Origin of the sequence: Massilia alkalitolerans DSM 17462 (assembly GCF_000427785.1) — a bacterium.
In the GTDB taxonomy this organism is placed as follows: domain Bacteria; phylum Pseudomonadota; class Gammaproteobacteria; order Burkholderiales; family Burkholderiaceae_D; genus Telluria; species Telluria alkalitolerans.
Map to the genome: position 1 here is coordinate 64383 of NZ_ATYR01000004.1, position 16344 is coordinate 80726.

At 66.1% G+C, this 16344-nt stretch carries 13 protein-coding genes; 10 read left to right on the plus strand and 3 right to left on the minus strand.

All coding sequences use genetic code 11. The features are described from left to right. The first annotated feature begins 3 nt into the window (after positions 1-3). Genes YWC_RS0105945 through YWC_RS0105975 form a run of 7 tightly spaced genes read left to right on the plus strand, consistent with a single transcriptional unit; the run spans position 4 to position 8999 of the window. A complete protein-coding gene (locus tag YWC_RS0105945; RefSeq protein WP_027864546.1) occupies positions 4-1038 on the plus strand; it encodes an XrtA/PEP-CTERM system-associated ATPase in 1035 nt (344 codons plus the stop codon). Continuing rightward, the gene (locus tag YWC_RS0105950; RefSeq protein WP_027864547.1) at positions 1035-1919 is read left to right on the plus strand and encodes an XrtA system polysaccharide deacetylase; all 885 of its coding nucleotides are present in this window, start codon (positions 1035-1037) and stop codon (positions 1917-1919) included. The genes YWC_RS0105945 and YWC_RS0105950 overlap by 4 nt, the downstream gene beginning before the upstream one ends. A gap of 53 nt (positions 1920-1972) precedes the next feature. Beyond that, positions 1973-3070 (plus strand): FemAB family XrtA/PEP-CTERM system-associated protein, encoded by a 1098-nt coding sequence (locus YWC_RS0105955; protein ID WP_027864548.1) that lies wholly within the window; start codon positions 1973-1975, stop codon positions 3068-3070. A gap of 3 nt (positions 3071-3073) precedes the next feature. Further along, positions 3074-4267 carry a TIGR03087 family PEP-CTERM/XrtA system glycosyltransferase gene (locus YWC_RS0105960; RefSeq protein WP_027864549.1) on the plus strand — a complete coding sequence of 398 codons (1194 nt, stop codon included), beginning with the start codon at positions 3074-3076 and terminating at the stop codon, positions 4265-4267. Further along, on the plus strand, positions 4258-5862 hold the full coding sequence (xrtA, locus tag YWC_RS0105965) for an exosortase A (RefSeq protein ID WP_027864550.1): 1605 nt from the start codon (positions 4258-4260) through the stop codon (positions 5860-5862). The genes YWC_RS0105960 and xrtA overlap by 10 nt, the downstream gene beginning before the upstream one ends. An 8-nt stretch (positions 5863-5870) precedes the next feature. Beyond that, complete coding sequence (locus YWC_RS0105970) at positions 5871-7046, plus strand: TIGR03088 family PEP-CTERM/XrtA system glycosyltransferase (protein WP_051306266.1); 1176 nt, start codon at positions 5871-5873, stop codon at positions 7044-7046. Positions 7047-7103: 57 nt separating this feature from the next. Next, positions 7104-8999, plus strand: coding sequence for an XrtA/PEP-CTERM system amidotransferase (locus YWC_RS0105975; protein ID WP_027864552.1), 1896 nt, complete (start codon positions 7104-7106; stop codon positions 8997-8999). 49 nt (positions 9000-9048) lie between these two features. Here the strand turns inward: YWC_RS0105975 and YWC_RS0105980 are convergent, their stop codons facing one another. Genes YWC_RS0105980 through YWC_RS0105990 form a run of 3 tightly spaced genes read right to left on the minus strand, consistent with a single transcriptional unit; the run spans position 9049 to position 12343 of the window. Further along, the gene (locus YWC_RS0105980) at positions 9049-9957 is read right to left on the minus strand and encodes a hypothetical protein (RefSeq protein WP_027864553.1); all 909 of its coding nucleotides are present in this window, start codon (positions 9955-9957) and stop codon (positions 9049-9051) included. Between the two features lie 26 nt (positions 9958-9983). Next, positions 9984-10979, minus strand: a complete 996-nt coding sequence (locus YWC_RS0105985) for an NAD-dependent epimerase/dehydratase family protein (RefSeq protein WP_027864554.1) — start codon at positions 10977-10979, stop codon at positions 9984-9986. Further along, positions 10976-12343: a UDP-glucose dehydrogenase family protein gene (locus YWC_RS0105990; RefSeq protein ID WP_027864555.1), complete on the minus strand. Its 1368-nt coding sequence runs from the start codon at positions 12341-12343 to the stop codon at positions 10976-10978. The genes YWC_RS0105985 and YWC_RS0105990 overlap by 4 nt, the downstream gene beginning before the upstream one ends. Before the next feature lie 320 nt (positions 12344-12663). Here YWC_RS0105990 and YWC_RS0105995 point away from each other — a divergent pair, with 320 nt between their 5' ends. From YWC_RS0105995 to YWC_RS28485, 3 genes are read left to right on the plus strand one after another with little or no spacing between them, the layout of a single operon-like run. Beyond that, positions 12664-13860, plus strand: coding sequence for a glycosyltransferase family 4 protein (locus YWC_RS0105995; protein ID WP_027864556.1), 1197 nt, complete (start codon positions 12664-12666; stop codon positions 13858-13860). Then, positions 13857-15014: a glycosyltransferase family 4 protein gene (locus YWC_RS28480; RefSeq protein WP_036213330.1), complete on the plus strand. Its 1158-nt coding sequence runs from the start codon at positions 13857-13859 to the stop codon at positions 15012-15014. The genes YWC_RS0105995 and YWC_RS28480 overlap by 4 nt, the downstream gene beginning before the upstream one ends. Next, positions 15007-16335, plus strand: a complete 1329-nt coding sequence (locus YWC_RS28485; RefSeq protein ID WP_084416328.1) for a putative O-glycosylation ligase, exosortase A system-associated — start codon at positions 15007-15009, stop codon at positions 16333-16335. Before YWC_RS28480 ends, YWC_RS28485 begins: the two co-directional genes overlap by 8 nt. The last annotated feature ends 9 nt before the right edge of the window (positions 16336-16344 follow it).

Below are 16344 nucleotides of genomic sequence, written 5' to 3' on the forward strand. Positions count from 1 at the left end.
GCGATGTACGAGACTTACTACGGGCTGTCCGCCAAGCCTTTCCAGCTGCGCCCGGACCCCCACTTCTTCTTCGGCAGCAAGGGCCACAAGCGCGCCATGGCCTACCTCGAGTACGGCCTGTCGCAGGGCGAGGGCTTCATCGTCATCACCGGTGAAGTCGGCGCCGGCAAGACCACCCTGGTGCGCAACCTGCTCAACAAGATCCCGACCGACCAGATCGTCGCCGCCCACATCGTCAACACCAGCCTCGATCCGGAAGACACCCTGCGCATGGTGGTGTCGAGCTTCGGCCTGCCGTATGAAGGCGCCAGCAAGGCCGAGCTGCTCAATCGCCTGGAACAGTTCCTGCGCGGCGTCGACCGCCAGGGCAAGCGCGCCCTGCTGGTGATCGACGAAGCCCAGAACCTGAACGCGCGCACGGTCGAGGAACTGCGCATGCTGTCGAACTTCCAGACCGACGACCGCTCGCTGCTGCAGACCTTCCTGCTGGGCCAGCCGGAATTCCGCGCCACCCTGCACAGCCCCGGCATGCAGCAACTGCGCCAGCGCGTGATCGCCAGCTACCACCTGGGACCGATGGACGCGCAGGAAACCCGCGCCTACGTCGAGCACCGCCTGGCCACGGTCGGCTGGCAGGGCGACCCCGCCTTCGACGAGGGCGCGCATGCGGCGATCTTCGGCTACAGCGGCGGCATCCCGCGCAAGACCAACACCCTGATGGACCGGGTGCTCCTGATGGGCTACCTGGAAGAGATGCATGCCTTCGGCGAAGCCGACATCAATACCGTGGTGCGCGACATCGCCGAGGAATACCAGCTGCCCGAGGTCATGGGCACGCCGGACGCCGGCGCCCTGCAGCAAGGCGAGCTGCGCACGGTCGACACCCGCATGGGCGAGCGCCGCGCCGCCAGCGTGGAGGTGCTCGACGAACGCATGATGCGTCTCGAGAAATCGATCGTCTCGGTACTGTCGATCCTGAAGAAAATCGTCGCCACGCCCCAGGGCGCGGCGGCCCAGCACATGGACAACCAGGAATGAAACCCTACGAACCCGTAGCCCGCCCCGCTCCCGCCCCGGGCGAGCGCATCAAGAATGCGATGACCTGCGACGTCGAGGACTATTTCCAGGTCTCGGCCTTCGCTCCCTACATCGACCGCGACTCCTGGCCTTCCCGCGAATGCCGGGTCGAGGCCAACATGGAACGCATCCTGGCCATCTACGAACGCCACGGCGTGAAGGCCACCTTCTTCACCCTGGGCTGGATCGCCGAGCGCTATCCAGGCATGGTGCGCAGGATCGTCGCCGCCGGCCACGAGCTGGCCAGCCACGGCTACGGCCACCTGCGCGCTTCGGACCAGAGCCGGGCCCAGTTCGACAACGACATCCGATCCAGCAAGGCCCTGCTGGAAGACATCGGCGGCCAGGCCGTGCTGGGCTACCGCGCGCCGAGCTTCTCGATCGGCCACGCCAACCTGTGGGCGCTGGAGGCGCTGCAGGAAGCCGGCTACCGCTACAGCTCGAGCATCTACCCGATCGCCCACGACCACTACGGCATGCCGGACGCGCCGCGCTTCGCTTTCTACCCGCACGGCCCGGACGGCCTGCTGGAAGTCCCGGTCACCACGGTCAACATGCTGGGCCGGAACCTGCCGGCCGGCGGCGGCGGCTACTTCCGCCTGCTGCCCTACGCGCTGTCGCGCTGGATGATGCAGAAGGTGAACCGCGACGACCGCCAGCCGGCCCTGTTCTACTTCCATCCCTGGGAACTCGACCCGGGCCAGCCGCGCCCGCAAGGGCTGGACGCCAAGTCGCGCTTCCGCCACTACGTGAACATCGAGCGCATGGAAGGCCGCCTCGAGCAGCTGGCGCGCGACTTCGCCTGGGACCGCATGGACCGCATCTTCCTCGACCAACGATAACCACCCCTGCAGCACCGACGCAAGTCAACAACACCAACAAGGCATAGCACGGCATGAACTCGATCATTGAAGCGGCACAGGCCAAGCGCGCCGCCCCGGTGCTCGCCACCGGACCGCAAACCCTCCACCTCCTGCAGCCGCACGAACGCGCGCGCTGGGATGCTTTCGTACGCTCCTGCCCGGATGCGACCTTCTTCCACCTGTCGGGCTGGCAGAAGGTCATCGAAGAATCCTTCGGCATCAAGACCTGGTTCTACTACGTCCAGCAGGACGGCCAGATCCAGGGCGTGCTGCCTCTCGCCGAAATCAAGAGCCGCCTGTTCGGCCACTCGCTCGGCGCGATGCCCTTCTGCGTGTACGGCGGCGTGACGGCCATCGACGACGGTGCGCGCGCGCTGCTCGACGAAGCCGCCGACAAGCTGGCGCGCGAGCTGGGCGTCGGCCACCTCGAGTACCGCGGCATGACCCGCGCCCACCCGGACGACGCCAGCTGGCACACCAAGGAGCTGTACGTCACCTTCCGCAAGGAGATCAGCGCCGACGACGAGGCCAACATGAACGCCATCCCGCGCAAGCAGCGCGCCATGGTGCGCAAGGGGATCAAGCTGGGCCTGAAGGGTGTAGTGGAAGACAACGTCGACCGCATGTTCGAGGCCTATGCCAACAGCGTGCTGCGCCTGGGCACCCCGGTGTTCCCGAAAAAATACTTCGCCCTGCTGCAGCAGACCTTCGGCGACGAGTGCGAGGTGCGCAGCATCTACACGGAAGACGACCGCCTGGTGGCCTCGGTGCTGTCCTTCTACTGGCGCGACGAGGTCGTGCCCTACTACGGCGGCGGCATGGACCTGGCGCGCGAAGTGGCGGGCAACGACTTCATGTATTGGAACCTGATGCAGGCCGCCGCCGCGCGCGGTTGCCGCATCTTCGACTACGGCCGCAGCAAGCTGGGCACCGGCGCCTACGACTTCAAGAAGAACTGGGGCTTCACCGCCACGCCGCTGCCTTACGAATACAAGCTGTATGGCGCGGACAAGCTGCCGGACAATAACCCGCTGAACCCGAAGTACCAGCTGTTCATCAAGATGTGGAAGAAGCTGCCGCTGCCGGTGGCGAACTTCCTCGGCCCCTATATCGTGCGCAACCTGGGATAAGACGTGGAAGACCTGCTGCTGCTGATCCACCGGATCCCCTACCCGCCCAACAAGGGCGACAAGATCCGTTCCTACCACCTGCTCAAGCACCTGGCGCGCGACTACAAGGTGCACCTGGCGACGTTTGTCGACGATCCCGACGACTGGCAGCACGTGCCGACCGTCGAGAAGATGTGCGCGAGCAGCCACTTCGCGGCCCTCAATCCGACCTTGGCGCGCGTGCGCAGCCTGGGCGCGCTGGTCAAGAAACGCTCGCTCTCGCTCGACTACTACCGCGACGCCGGCCTGGCGCGCTGGGTCGACCAGACCGTCGCCGCCCACAGGATCCAGCGGGTGCTGGTGTTCTCGTCGGCGATGGCCCAGTACGCCGACAAGTACCCGAACGCACGCCGCGTGGTCGACTTCTGCGACGTCGACTCCGACAAGTGGCGCCAGTACGCCGACAAGAAATCCTGGCCGATGAGCTGGCTGTACCGCCACGAGGCGCGCCAGCTGCTGTCCTACGAGCGCCAGGTGGCGCGCGAATACGATGCCTCGCTGTTCGTGTCGGCGCCGGAAGCGGACCTGTTCCGCCAGCTGGCTCCCGAGAGCGATGCGCGCATCGGCTTCTTCAGCAACGGCGTCGACACCGAGTACTTCGCGCCCGATGCCGCCGGCCCTTCTCCCTTCAAGGAGGGCGAGCAGGCCATCGTGTTCACCGGCGCCATGGATTACTGGCCGAACGTGGATGCGGTGCAGTGGTTCGCTAGCGAGGCGATGCCGCTGCTGCGCGCGCGCTTCCCCGAACTGCGCTTCTACATCGTCGGCGCCCGTCCGGCCCCAGCGGTACAGGAACTGGCGAAGCAGCCGAACATCGTGGTCACCGGCACCGTGCCGGACGTGCGCCCGTATATCAAGCATGCGCGCGCCGCGGTGGCGCCGCTGCGCATCGCGCGCGGCATCCAGAACAAGGTGCTCGAGGCGATGGCGATGGCCACGCCGGTGGTGGTGACGCCGCAGGCGCTGGAAGGCATCGAGGCCGAGCCGGGCCGCGAGCTGGTGCTGGCGCACGACGCCGCCGGTTTCGTAGAGGCGGTGGCGCAGCTGCTGGCCCGCAACGGCAACGACATGGGCCTGGCCGCACGCGCCAGGGTTGAACGCAAGTACAGCTGGCCGAGCAACCTGGCCTGCATCGGGGAGCGACTCGAATGTTCCTGAAACCTCCGCCTGGCATCGACCAGGCCGCCGCACATGCCGCACCTGGCTCTCTCCCGCTCCCGGCCGCGCAGGCGCGCGCCAGCATCGTCGCGCTGGCCGTCGCCCTGCTGGCCCCGATCCTGCTCTTCTACGGCACCGCGGCGTCGATGGTCGGGATCTGGAACAGTTCCGAGACCTTCGCCCACGGCTATGTGATCCTGCCGGTCAGCCTGTGGCTGATCTGGCGCCAGCGTGCCTGGTTCGCGCACATCCCGGCGCGTCCCTGGTGGCCGGGACTGGCGCTGATGGCCGGCGCCGGCGCGGCCTGGCTGGCCGGGCGCATGGGCGACGTCGGGGTGGTGATGCAGTACGCCTTCGTGGCGATGATGCCGCTGGCCGCGCTCACGCTGCTGGGCCCGCGCCTCGCGGCGAAATTCACCTTCCCGCTGCTGTTCCTGCTGTTCGCGGTGCCATTCGGCGAGGTGTTCGTCGGCCCCCTGATCCAGCATACCGCCGACTTCACGGTGTGGGCGGTGCAGGCCACCGGCATCCCGGTGCTGCGCAACGGCACCCGTTTCGAGCTGCCCACCGGCAGCTGGTCGGTGGTCGAGGCCTGCAGCGGCATCCGCTACCTGATCTCCTCGATCACGCTCGGCTGCCTGTATGCCTACCTGACCTACCAGTCGAACCTGCGACGCGCCGTCTTCATCGGCATGGCGATCGTGGTGCCGATCGTCGCCAACTGGCTGCGCGCCTACGGCATCGTGATGATCGGCCATACCAGCGGCATGGAACTGGCCACCGGCGTCGACCACCTGGTCTACGGCTGGCTGTTCTTCGGCCTGATCATGTTCCTCATGTTCTGGGTCGGCAGCTACTGGCGCGAGGACGACAAGCCCGCAGTCCCGGTTGCGCCGCAGCCCGGCCACGCCACGGTCGCGGCACGGAGCATGTCCCCTGGCCCGGCAAAGTCGCTGGTGCCGGTTGCGGTGGCCGTTGTGGCGGTCGCCGCCGCCTGGCCGGCCTTCGCGGCATTCAACGACCGCGCCAATCATGATCCGCGGCCGGTGGCGCTGTCCGTTCCGGAGCTGGCCTGGCCGGTGGCGGCGGGATTCCCGGACTGGCAGGTCGACTACATGGAGCCGGACGCGCGCGTGGTCCGCACCTACCTCTCGCCCGAGGGGCGGCCGGTGCGGCTGCAGGTGCTGTACTACCGCAACCAGAGCAAGCAGAAAGGCCTGATCAGCTCCGTCAACCGGCTGGCCGGCGAACAGAGCGCCTTCCATGAGACCGCCTCGCGCGGGCGCACCGAACAGGTGGGCGACCAGGCGCTGGGGCTGCGCGAAGCCGTGCTGCACGGCCCGGGCGGGCCGCTGCTGGTGTGGCAGGTGCTGTGGGTCGACGGCCGCTACACGGCCAGCAACGTGACTGGCAAGCTGCGCCAGGCCCAGGGCAAGCTGCAGTTCCGCGGCGACGACGGCGCCATGCTGGCGATCGCGGCGCCCTACGAGGGCACCGACAAGGATGCGGATGGCGCACGCGCCGTGCTGCGCGCCTTCCTCGGCCAGCACTTCGGCGCCGTCGACCGCAGCCTGGCGCAGGCGCGCGCGCAATAAGGATAGGCATGCGCAACGAGCTCGCCCACCTGGAGACCCCCGGCATGCAGCGCCCGCTGGTCGTGCACCTGACCTACTCGCTCGACGTCGGGGGGCTGGAAACCCTGCTGGTGGACTGCATCAACCGCATGCCGCCGGAACGCTACCGGCATGCGGTGGTGTGCCTGACGCGCTATACGGATTTCGCCAAGCGCATCACCCAGCCCGGCGTCGAACTGTACGCGCTGGGCAAGCCGCCCGGCCTGGGACTCGGCACGCACCTGAAGTTCTGGAAGCTGATGCGCCGGCTGCGTCCGGCCATCCTGCACACCTACAACCTGTCCGCGCTCGAGTACAACTTCAGTGGCGCGCTGGCCGGCATCCCGGTGCGCATCCATGCCGAACACGGGCGCGACGCCAGCGACCCGCACGGCCTGAACCCGAAGCACAACTTCCTGCGCCGCCGCCTGGCGCCCTTCATCGACTGCTTCATCCCGGTGTCGGAAGACCTGCGCCGCTGGCTCGGCGAGAAGGTAGGAATCCCGGCGGAGCAGACCCTGTTCATCCGCAACGGCGTCGATACCGAGCGCTTCGCCGCCGCTGCCGCCGGCCAGGCCTCGCCCTGGGGGCCGGACGACATCGTGATCGGCACCGTGGCGCGCATCCAGGACGTCAAGAACCACCGCAGCTTGGTCGACGCCTTCGCCCGCCTGCGCGAGCTGGAGCCGTCGCTGCGCGAGCGCCTGCGCCTGAGCATCGTCGGCGACGGTCCCTTGATGGGCGCCGTGCGCGAACAAGTGGCCAGCCTGGGCCTGCAGGACGTGGTCTGGCTGCCCGGCGCGCGCGCCGACGTGGCCGCGCTGCTGCACGGCTTCTCGCTGTTCGCCCTGCCCTCGCTGGCCGAGGGCACCCCGGTCTCGATGCTCGAAGCGATGGCCTGCGGCCTGCCGGTGGTGGCATCGAAGGTCGGCGGCATTCCCGAGGTCGTGACCGACGGCGTCGAGGGCAGCCTGGTGCCGGTCAAGGACACGGAAGCGCTGGCCCGGACCTTGGCAAGCTACGTGCGCGACCCGGCCCTGCGCAGGCAGCGCGGCGAGGCGGCGCGCGCACGGGTCGAAGCGGCCTTCAGCATGCGCGCCATGCTGGCGGAGTACGGCAAGCTGTACGACCGCCTGTGCCGGCAGAAGATTCGCCAGCCGGCCTGATTAAGCTGGACTGAAGCAATTCACAAAAAGATTGAAGATACTTAAGGAACACCTACCATGTGCGGAATTGTCGGCATCCTGGATACCCGCGGCGCCCGCCCGATCGACCGCGAAGCGCTGCGGCGCATGAACGAAAGCCAGTTCCACCGGGGCCCCGACGAGGGCGAACTGTACCTGGAACCGGGCCTGGGCATGGGCCACCGCCGCCTGTCGATCATCGACATCGCCACCGGCCAGCAGCCCTTCCGCAGCGCCGACGGCACCATGACCCTGGTGTTCAACGGCGAGATCTACAACTACCGCGCGCTGCGCGACGAGCTGGTGGCCCAGGGCCACGTGTTCCGCACCAAGTCGGACACCGAGGTCATCATGCAGGCCTACCAGGCCTGGGGCGAGGACTGCGTGCAGCGCCTGCGCGGCATGTTCGCCTTCGCCCTCTGGGACCGCAACAAGCAGCTGATGTTCATGGCGCGCGACCACGTCGGCGTCAAGCCGATGTTCTACTCGCTGCTTCCGAACGGCCTGTTGGTGTTCGGTTCCGAGCTGAAGTCGATCATGACCTTCCCGGAACTGTCGCGCGAGCTGAACCCGCGCGCGGTGGAGGATTACTTCGCCTACGGCTACGTGCCGGAGCCGAACACGATCTACCACAACGCCTTCAAGCTCAGCCCCGGTTACTGCATCAGCCTGCGCATCGGCGACACGCAGATCAAGCCTCGGCAGTACTGGGACCTGCCCTTCAAGCCGCAGCCGCAGCGCCCGCAGGCAGACATCGAGCAAGAACTGATCGAACGCCTGCGCGAGTGCGTGGGCAGCCAGATGGAATCCGAAGTGCCGCTCGGCGCCTTCCTGTCCGGCGGGGTCGACTCGAGCGCGGTGGTGGCGATGATGGCGCAGCAGGACGACAAGGCGGTGCAGACCTGCTCGATCGGCTTCGACGATCCGGACTACGACGAATCGGTCTACGCCACCGAGGTCGCCACGCGCTACCGCACCAACCACTTCTCGCAGATCGTCGACAAGGACGACTACGGCCTGGTCGACACCCTGGCGCGCCTGTACGACGAACCCTTCGCCGACAGCTCGGCGATCCCGACCTACCGGGTCTGCCAGCTGGCCCGCCAGCGCGTGACGGTGGCGCTGTCGGGCGACGGCGGCGACGAGAACTTCGCCGGCTACCGCCGCTACCGCTTCGCGATGGCCGAGCAGCGGGTGCGCGACAAGCTGCCCCTGGGCCTGCGCAAACCCGTGTTCGGCGCCCTGGGCCGCCTGTATCCGAAGGCCGACTGGGCGCCGCGCGTGCTGCGCGCCAAGACCACCTTCGAGGCGCTGGCGCGCGACACCGTCGAGGGCTACTTCCATGGCGTCTCGCGCATGCCGGACCGCATGCGCGAAGAGTTGTTCTCGGACGGCTTCAAGCGCCGCCTGCAGGGCTATAGCGCGATCGAGGTGTTCCGCGAACACGCGGCGAACGCGCCAACCGACGATCCGCTGGCGCTGATCCAGTACCTCGACTTCAAGACCTGGCTGCCGGGCGACATCCTGACCAAGGTCGACCGCGCCAGCATGGCCCATTCGCTCGAGGTGCGGGTGCCGCTGCTCGACCATACCTTCGTGGAGTGGGCGTCGAGCCTGCCGGGCGACATCAAGCTCGGCGGCGGCGAAGGCAAGTACATCTTCAAGAAGTCGCTCGAGCCCTTCCTGTCGCACGACGTGCTGTACCGGTCCAAGAAAGGCTTTTCGATCCCGCTGGCGGGCTGGCTGCGCGGACCGCTGCGCGACAAGCTGCGCGCCGCGGTGCGCTCGCCGCAGCTGCTGGACACGGGGATCTTCAATGCGGACTTCCTGCGCACGATGGCCGAGCAGCACATCGCCGGCACGAAGGACCACAGCGCGGCGCTGTGGCAGGTGCTGATGTTCGAGACGTTCCTGCGGGTGAACGCGGCGTCCTGAAAAAGGCAGCCGCCAAAAAAGGCGATGCCCGCATCGGCGGGCATCGGGTCTAGCTGCGGTCGTTGCCGAGTGCGCCGGAGCGCGCGCCGCCCAAGCCCATCCGGTCGAGGTAGTAGCGGCCGATCGACAGCCAGCGCTTGCGGGTCTGGCGCAGCCAGGCCGCCGGCGGCTTGATCGGGTGCCACAGCACGTCCTTGCGGCGTCCCGCGCGCAGCCGGATGTTCATGGTTCCGAAACTGCCGTTCTTCTCGAAACGGTCCCCGGCTTCGCCGTAGTAGCGCAGGCCGCGGTCCTGCTCGCCCACGTACTTGCCGTTGCCGCCGATGTCGACCACGCTCATGCCGGCGTGCTTGAGGATGGTGGCCCACATGTTCTCGCTATGCCCGCTCCAGCCTTCGCGGTAATAGCGGTCGATGGTATCGAGCGCCAGGCCGCTGATGCGGACAAAGGTCAGGAACACCAGCCAGCTCTGAGAAGGCGTGACGTCGCCGCCGGGAGAGCGCAGCATCGAGGAATAAGTCCACTCGTCGAAGCCCCTGGCCAGGTGGGTGGCCAGCAGGTCGCCCTCGCGGCCGGCCAGTCCGGCGAACAGCGCGTGGGCATCGCCGGAGTACTCGACGTCGTCCTCGATCACCCAGTACTGCGCGTAGTCCGGCAGCGCCTTGCGGGCCAGCACGGCCACCAGGTCACAGTTGCCCGGGATCAGGCGGAACGGCCGCGCCGCGCCCTTGTAGGGATAGGCCAGGGTGTCGATCGCGTCCGGCCCGAACACATAGTGGTCGAGCGCGATCCGGTCCAGCACCACTTTGCGCACCTCGGTGCGCGCGTCCGGCACATAGGACACCAGCGCGAAATGGAAGCCGGGCCCCAGGCGCAGGAAAGCCTCGCGGAAGCGCAGCAGGCGGCGCCGCACCTTGGCCGGATCGGTGGTCTGGAATAGCAGTATTTCAGCCGGCATTCGATTCTCCTTCCTTGCCGCCGGCTTCAGGACTGGCGTCCCGGCCAGTCGCGGTACCACTCGTAGAAGCGCGCCAGGCCATCCTTGAGCGGCGTGGTCGGCGCGAAACCGACCCAGGCCCTGAGCTTGTCGATCGAGGCATGGGTGGCGGGCACGTCGCCGGCCTGCATCGGCAGGAATTCCTTGCGCGCCTCGATGCCGGTGACTTCCTCGATGCTGCGGATGAAGTCCAGCACCCGCACCGGATTGTGGTTACCGATGTTGAACACGGTATGCGCCGCCTTGCCTGCCTGCGCCGGGGTCGGCTTGAACAGCAGCCGCACCACGCCTTCGACGATGTCGTCGATATAGGTGAAGTCGCGCGTCAGCAGGCCTTCGGCGAACACCGGAATCGGCTCGCCCTTCATCATCTTCTGGGTGAAGCTGAAATAGGCCATGTCGGGACGTCCCCAGGGACCGTAGACCGTGAAGAAGCGCAGGCCGGTGGCCGGCAGGCCGAACAGATGGCTATAGGAATGCGCCATCAGTTCGTTCGACTTCTTGGTGGCCGCGTACAGCGAGACCGGTTCGTCGACCTGGTCGTCCTCGCTGAACGGGACCTTGGCATTGGCGCCGTACACGCTGCTGCTGCTGGCATACAGCAGGTGCTCCACCTTGTGGTGGCGGCAGGCTTCCAGGATATTACCGAAACCCACCAGGTTGGACTGCACGTAGGCGGCCGGATTCTCCAGCGAGTAGCGCACCCCGGCCTGCGCCGCCAGGTGCACCACCAGGGTCGGGCGCACGCGCTCGAACAGCGCCTGCACGGCCGTTGCATCGGCCAGCTCGATGGTTTCGCATGCGACCCCGGCCGGCGCCAGCAGCGCCGCGACCCGGTCGTGCTTCAGGCGCGGCGTGTAGTAGTCGTTGAAATTGTCGCAGCCGACCACCTGGTGGCCCATGGCCGCCAGGCGCGCGGCGACGTGGCTGCCGACGAAGCCGGCCGCGCCCGTCACCAGGACGCGATGCGTCCCACCGATCATTGCACCGCCTTCCGGCTGACGCGTCCGATCCCTTCATAGGACAGCCCGGCAGCGGCCACTTCGGCCGGATCGTAGATGTTGCGGCCGTCGAAGACCGCCTTGGCGCGCAGGGTCTGGGCCAGCGAGCGGAAGTCCGGCGCGCGGAACTCCTTCCATTCGGTGACCAGCACCAGCGCATCGGCGTTGTCGCATGCCGCTACCGCCGAGCTGGTGATGGTCAGGAGTTCTTCCACGCGCGAGGCGCCGTGTTCGCGCTGCAGGATGTGCAGCGCTTCCTTGCTCGCCACCGGGTCATAGGCGCGCACGCGGCAGCCCAGCGCGAACAGTTCGCGGATCAGGACCAGGCTCGGCGCTTCGCGCATGTCGTCGGTGTTCGGCTTGAACGACAGGCCCCACAGCGCGATGGTCTTGCCGCGCAGGCCTTCGGCGCCGCCGAAGAAGCGGACCAGCTTCTTGAACAGGACGTTCTTCTGGTTTTCGTTGACGCGCTCGGTCGCTTCCAGGATATGCAGCACCTGGTCGTGCTCGGATCCGGTCTTCACCAGGGCCTTGACGTCCTTCGGGAAGCAGGAGCCGCCGTAGCCCATGCCGGCGTACAGGAACTGGGAGCCGATGCGCGGGTCCAGGCCCATGCCGTGGCGTACCGATTCGATGTCCGCGCCCAGCACTTCGGCCAGGTTGGCCAGCTCGTTCATGAAGCTGATGCGGGTGGCCAGCATGGCGTTGGCGGCGTACTTGGTCAGTTCGGCGCTGCGGATGTCCATCTCGACCAGTTTTTCATGGTTGCGGCTGAACGGCGCATACAGCTGGCGCATCAGCTTGGTCGCGCCGGCGTCGTCGCTGCCCACCACGATGCGGTCCGGGCGCATGAAGTCTTCGATCGCCGCGCCTTCCTTGAGGAATTCCGGGTTGCTGACCACGGTGAAGGACACGGTGGAACCGCGCTTGTCGAGCTCGGCCTGGATGGCGGCGCGCACCTTGTCGGCGGTACCGACCGGCACGGTCGACTTGTCCACCACCACCAGCGGCTTCTCGATGCGCTGGCCGATGCTGCGTGCGGCTGCCAGGATGTGGGTCAGGTCGGCGCTGCCGTCTTCGTCCGGCGGGGTGCCCACTGCCAGGAACACGACCTCGGCGTGCTGCACCGCTTCGTCATAACTGGTCGAAAACAGCAGGCGGCCAGCCGCGGCATTGCGCTCGACCATGCTGTCCAGGCCCGGCTCATGGATCGGAATCACACCATTCTTGAGGGAAGCAATCTTCTGTTCGTTGACATCCAGGCAAAGGACGGTATTGCCGACGTCGGCGAAGGCGGCGCCGGAGACCAGGCCCACATAGCCAGTTCCAATGATGGTGATCTTCATAGTGTTATCTCAATATCGGGGTGATTGGTAAGCGGTAATAGCGGTAGTTCCGCGGATGAAAGCGCTCATGGAGAAGGCAGGAGGCCAGGCCTGTACAGCCTTCCGGCAGCTTGGGGGCCGAGCACGATTGCCGGGCAACAATGCTTGTCAGAACTTTATTTATAGTATCATGATTGTCAAATTTTCATGGATTAGGATTCAATCGTGCTGCCGTCTGGCAAAAAAATTCTCGAATCCGCAACACTTACGTTTTTCGCGCGGCATCCCCGTAGTATCGTTGTCAACTCGGCGGTTCAGGGCGCGGTTCCAATCTATCCAACATGAAGCTACTTACCTTTAGCACCCTGTATCCGAATACGGAACAGCCGAGCCACGGCATCTTCGTCGAAACCCGGCTGCGTTACCTTGTTGACAGCGGAAAAGTCGAGTCGCGCGTGGTCGCGCCGGTGCCCTGGTTCCCGTCCAGCCACCCGCGCTTCGGCCATTACGCCAAGCTGGCCCGGGTGCCGCGGGCGGAAATGCGCAATGGCCTGTCGGTGGTGCATCCGCGCTACGTGGTCGTGCCGCGGGTCGGCATGAACATCACGCCCTACCTGCTGGCGCATTCGGCCAAAAAGGAAATCGGCCGCATCCTGGACGAGGGCTACGATTTCGATGCCATCGACGCCCACTATTTCTATCCGGACGGCGTGGCCGCAGTCATGCTCGGGAAGTATTTCAACAAGCCGGTCGTGATCACCGCACGCGGCACCGACATCAACCTGATCCCGCGCTTCCCGCGCCCGCGCCAGCTGATCCTGGAAGCGGCGCGCCAGGCCGACGGCATCATCACGGTGTGCCAGGCCCTGAAGGACGAGATGGTGGGACTGGGTGTCGCAGCCGACCGCATCACGCCGCTGCGCAACGGGGTCGACCTGGAGCGCTTCCAGCCGATGGACCGCGCCGCCGCCCGCGCGCAGCTGGGCCTGACCCGCTTCACCCTGCTCTCGGTCGGCCTGCTCGACCCGCGCAAGGCGCACGACCTGACCATCCGGGCCCTGCCCGCCCTGCCCGACGTCGATCTCCTGATCGCCGGCACCGGCCCGGAAAAGAAGAACCTCGAAACCCTGGCGCAGGAACTCGGCGTGGCCGACCGCGTGACCCTGCTGGGTCCGGTGGCCCAGACTGAACTGAGAACTTATTACAATGCCGCCGACGCGATGGTGCTGTCCTCCAGCCGCGAAGGCTGGGCCAACGTGCTGCTCGAGGCCATGGCCTGTGGCACGCCGGTCGTGGCCAGCAACGTCTGGGGCACCCCGGAAGTGGTGGCGGCGCCCGAGGCCGGCGTCCTGATGCCGGAGCGGACTCCGGAGGGCCTGGTACAGGCCCTGACCCAGCTGCGCGCCAATTATCCCGACCATGGCGCGACCCGGCGCTATGCCGAAGGCTTCGGCTGGGAGCCGACCACCCAGGGCCAGATCGACCTGTTCGGGCGCATCCTGGCAAGAAAACAAGACATGGCAAGGAAAGCCGCGTGAAAATCCTTTATCACCACCGCACCCGCTCCAAGGACGGCCAGTATGTCCACATCGAGGAAATGATCAATGCCCTGCGCGCCCAGGGCCATGAAGTGATCATCGCCGCCCCACCCAGCGCCGAGACCGAATCCTTCGGTTCGGACGCCGGCCCGGTGGCCCTGCTCAAGCGCTACATGCCGAAGGCTTTCTACGAACTGATGGAATTCGCCTATTCGCTGGTGGCCTACCGCCGCCTGGTCAAAGCCATCCGCGAACACAAGCCGGACTGCATCTACGAGCGCTACAACCTGTTCCTGCCTTCCGGCATCTGGGCCGCGCGCAAGTTCAAGCTGCCGCTGCTGCTGGAAGTAAATGCCCCGATCCTCGAGGAGCGCACGCGCTACGATGGCCTGGCCTTGACGCGCCTGGGCCGCTGGTCACAATCCTATTGCTGGCGCAATGCCGATGTCGTGCTGCCGGTCACCCAGGTGCTGGGTGACATCGTGGCTTCCTACGGCGTCGATCCCAAGCGCATCGTGGTGATCCCAAACGGCATCAACCCGGAACGCTTTGACGGCGCACCTGACGTGCAGGCCGCCAAGCGCGCGCTCGGGCTGGAAGAATACCTGGTGCTCGGCTTCACCGGCTTCGTGCGCGACTGGCACGGCCTGGACAAGGTGATCACCTTGATCGCCCAGGATCCGCCGGAATCGCGCCGCCACCTGCTGGTGGTGGGCGACGGCCCGGTGCGCGCCCAGCTGGAACAGCAGGCGCGCGAGCTCGGCATCGAGCACCGCGTCAAATTCACCGGCATCATCGGACGCGACGAAGTGGCGCGCTACGTGGCCGCCTTCGACATTGCCTTGCAGCCGGCCGTGGTCAGCTACGCGTCGCCCCTCAAGCTGTTCGAATACCTGGCCCTGGGCAAGGCGATCGTCGGCCCGGACCAGCCGAACATCCTGGAAATCCTGCGTGCCGACGACAATGCCGTGCTGTTCGACCCGGCCAGGCCAGACGGCCTGGCCGCCGCCGTCAAGCGCCTGTGCGAGGATGTCGAGCTGCGCAAACGCGTCGCCGTCAATGCACGCGCCACCATTGCCGAGCAACAGCTGACCTGGCACGCGAACGCGCACCGCGTGACCGACCTGTTCAAGGGATTGATGTGCCGTGCGTGACGCATTAATTTTCCTGGCCTTTGCTTGCATCATTCCCTTTATTTTCAAGCGGCCGGTAGTCGGAGCGCTAGCCTATGCGATGTTCAGCCTGATGAATCCGCACCGGCTGAGCTACGGCACTGCATACGACTTCCCTTTCGCGATGCTGCTGGGCGTGATCACCTTGGTCAGCGTTGTGCTGTCGCGGGAACAGAAAAAGATCCCGCCCAGCTCTCCCGTCATCATGCTCGGCCTGCTCTGCCTATGGATGGTAACTACCTTCCTGTTCGCGCAGGACCCGACACGAGCCATGGTGGTCGGCGACCGGGTCTACAAGATCATGCTGATGATCTTCATCACCTTCCTCACCGTGCGCACCAAGAGCGACGTTCAGGCGCTAGCCTTAACGGTCGCCATCTCGCTCGGTTTCTGGGGCTTCAAGGGAGGATTCCACACGGTCCTGTCTGGCGGGCGTAGCGGCGTACTTGGTCCTGCGGACAGCTTTATCAGCGATAATAATACGATTGCGCTAGCACTCCTGGTAACAGTGCCGCTGCTGGTTTACCAGAGTTCGCATGCGCGCACGAAGCTGGGTAGGTGGATAGCCGGCGGAACAACGCTGCTGACGGTCGTAGCAACGATCGGCTCCTATTCGCGTGGTGCCTTGGTCGGATGCGTAGCCATGGCCTTGTTCCTTTGGCTGAAGTCGACGTCAAAGCTTAAAACCGGTCTCGTGATCACGTTGCTGGCCCCAGTGATTTTGCTCTCGATGCCGGAAGAGTGGACAGGGCGCATGCACTCGATCAACAACTACGAAGAAGATGAGTCGGCCCAGGGGCGCCTGAATGCCTGGGAATTTGCGGTGAATGTCGCCAATCAGTTCCCCCTGGGCGGCGGCCCTGGCATCTTCTCGCCCGATAGTTTCCTGAAATACGCGCCGAACCCGGAGACCTTCCACGTCGCGCACAGCATCTACTTCCAGATGCTGGGCGAGCACGGCTGGTTGGGATTAGCGCTGTTTCTGGCAATGCATGCCTGTACCTGGCGCACCGGAAGCCGCGTCATTCGCCACTGCGAAAACAAACCGGAGCTGGCCTGGGCCTCGATGCTGGCACGCATGTGCCAGGTCAGCCAGATCGGTTACCTGGTAGCCGGCGCCTTCCTCACCCTGGCGTATTACGACCTGGCCTATTACGTGATGGCGATCGTGATCACGCTTGACAAGGTGCTGATCCGCTACCCCCAGGCCGACGATATCCCGCCGCTGCACCTGCCGTTCGGCAAACGCAAAGCCAGGCGCGACGCACCAAAGGCTCCGGCCAGTACTCCCGCTAGTATTTAACGGCCGGTA

Excerpts from the sequence above, each read along its gene's own strand:
- YWC_RS0105970 (WP_051306266.1), top strand. The coding sequence starts at position 5,871 with ATGCGCAACGAGCTCGCCCACCTGGAGACCCCCGGCATGCAGCGCCCG.
- YWC_RS0105975 (WP_027864552.1), top strand. The coding sequence starts at position 7,104 with ATGTGCGGAATTGTCGGCATCCTGGATACCCGCGGCGCCCGCCCGATC.
- xrtA (WP_027864550.1), top strand. The coding sequence starts at position 4,258 with ATGTTCCTGAAACCTCCGCCTGGCATCGACCAGGCCGCCGCACATGCC.
- YWC_RS0105985 (WP_027864554.1), bottom strand. The coding sequence starts at position 10,979 with ATGATCGGTGGGACGCATCGCGTCCTGGTGACGGGCGCGGCCGGCTTC.
- YWC_RS0105980 (WP_027864553.1), bottom strand. The coding sequence starts at position 9,957 with ATGCCGGCTGAAATACTGCTATTCCAGACCACCGATCCGGCCAAGGTG.
- YWC_RS0105990 (WP_027864555.1), bottom strand. The coding sequence starts at position 12,343 with ATGAAGATCACCATCATTGGAACTGGCTATGTGGGCCTGGTCTCCGGC.
- YWC_RS0105955 (WP_027864548.1), top strand. The coding sequence starts at position 1,973 with ATGAACTCGATCATTGAAGCGGCACAGGCCAAGCGCGCCGCCCCGGTG.
- YWC_RS0105950 (WP_027864547.1), top strand. The coding sequence starts at position 1,035 with ATGAAACCCTACGAACCCGTAGCCCGCCCCGCTCCCGCCCCGGGCGAG.
- YWC_RS0105995 (WP_027864556.1), top strand. The coding sequence starts at position 12,664 with ATGAAGCTACTTACCTTTAGCACCCTGTATCCGAATACGGAACAGCCG.
- YWC_RS0105945 (WP_027864546.1), top strand. The coding sequence starts at position 4 with ATGTACGAGACTTACTACGGGCTGTCCGCCAAGCCTTTCCAGCTGCGC.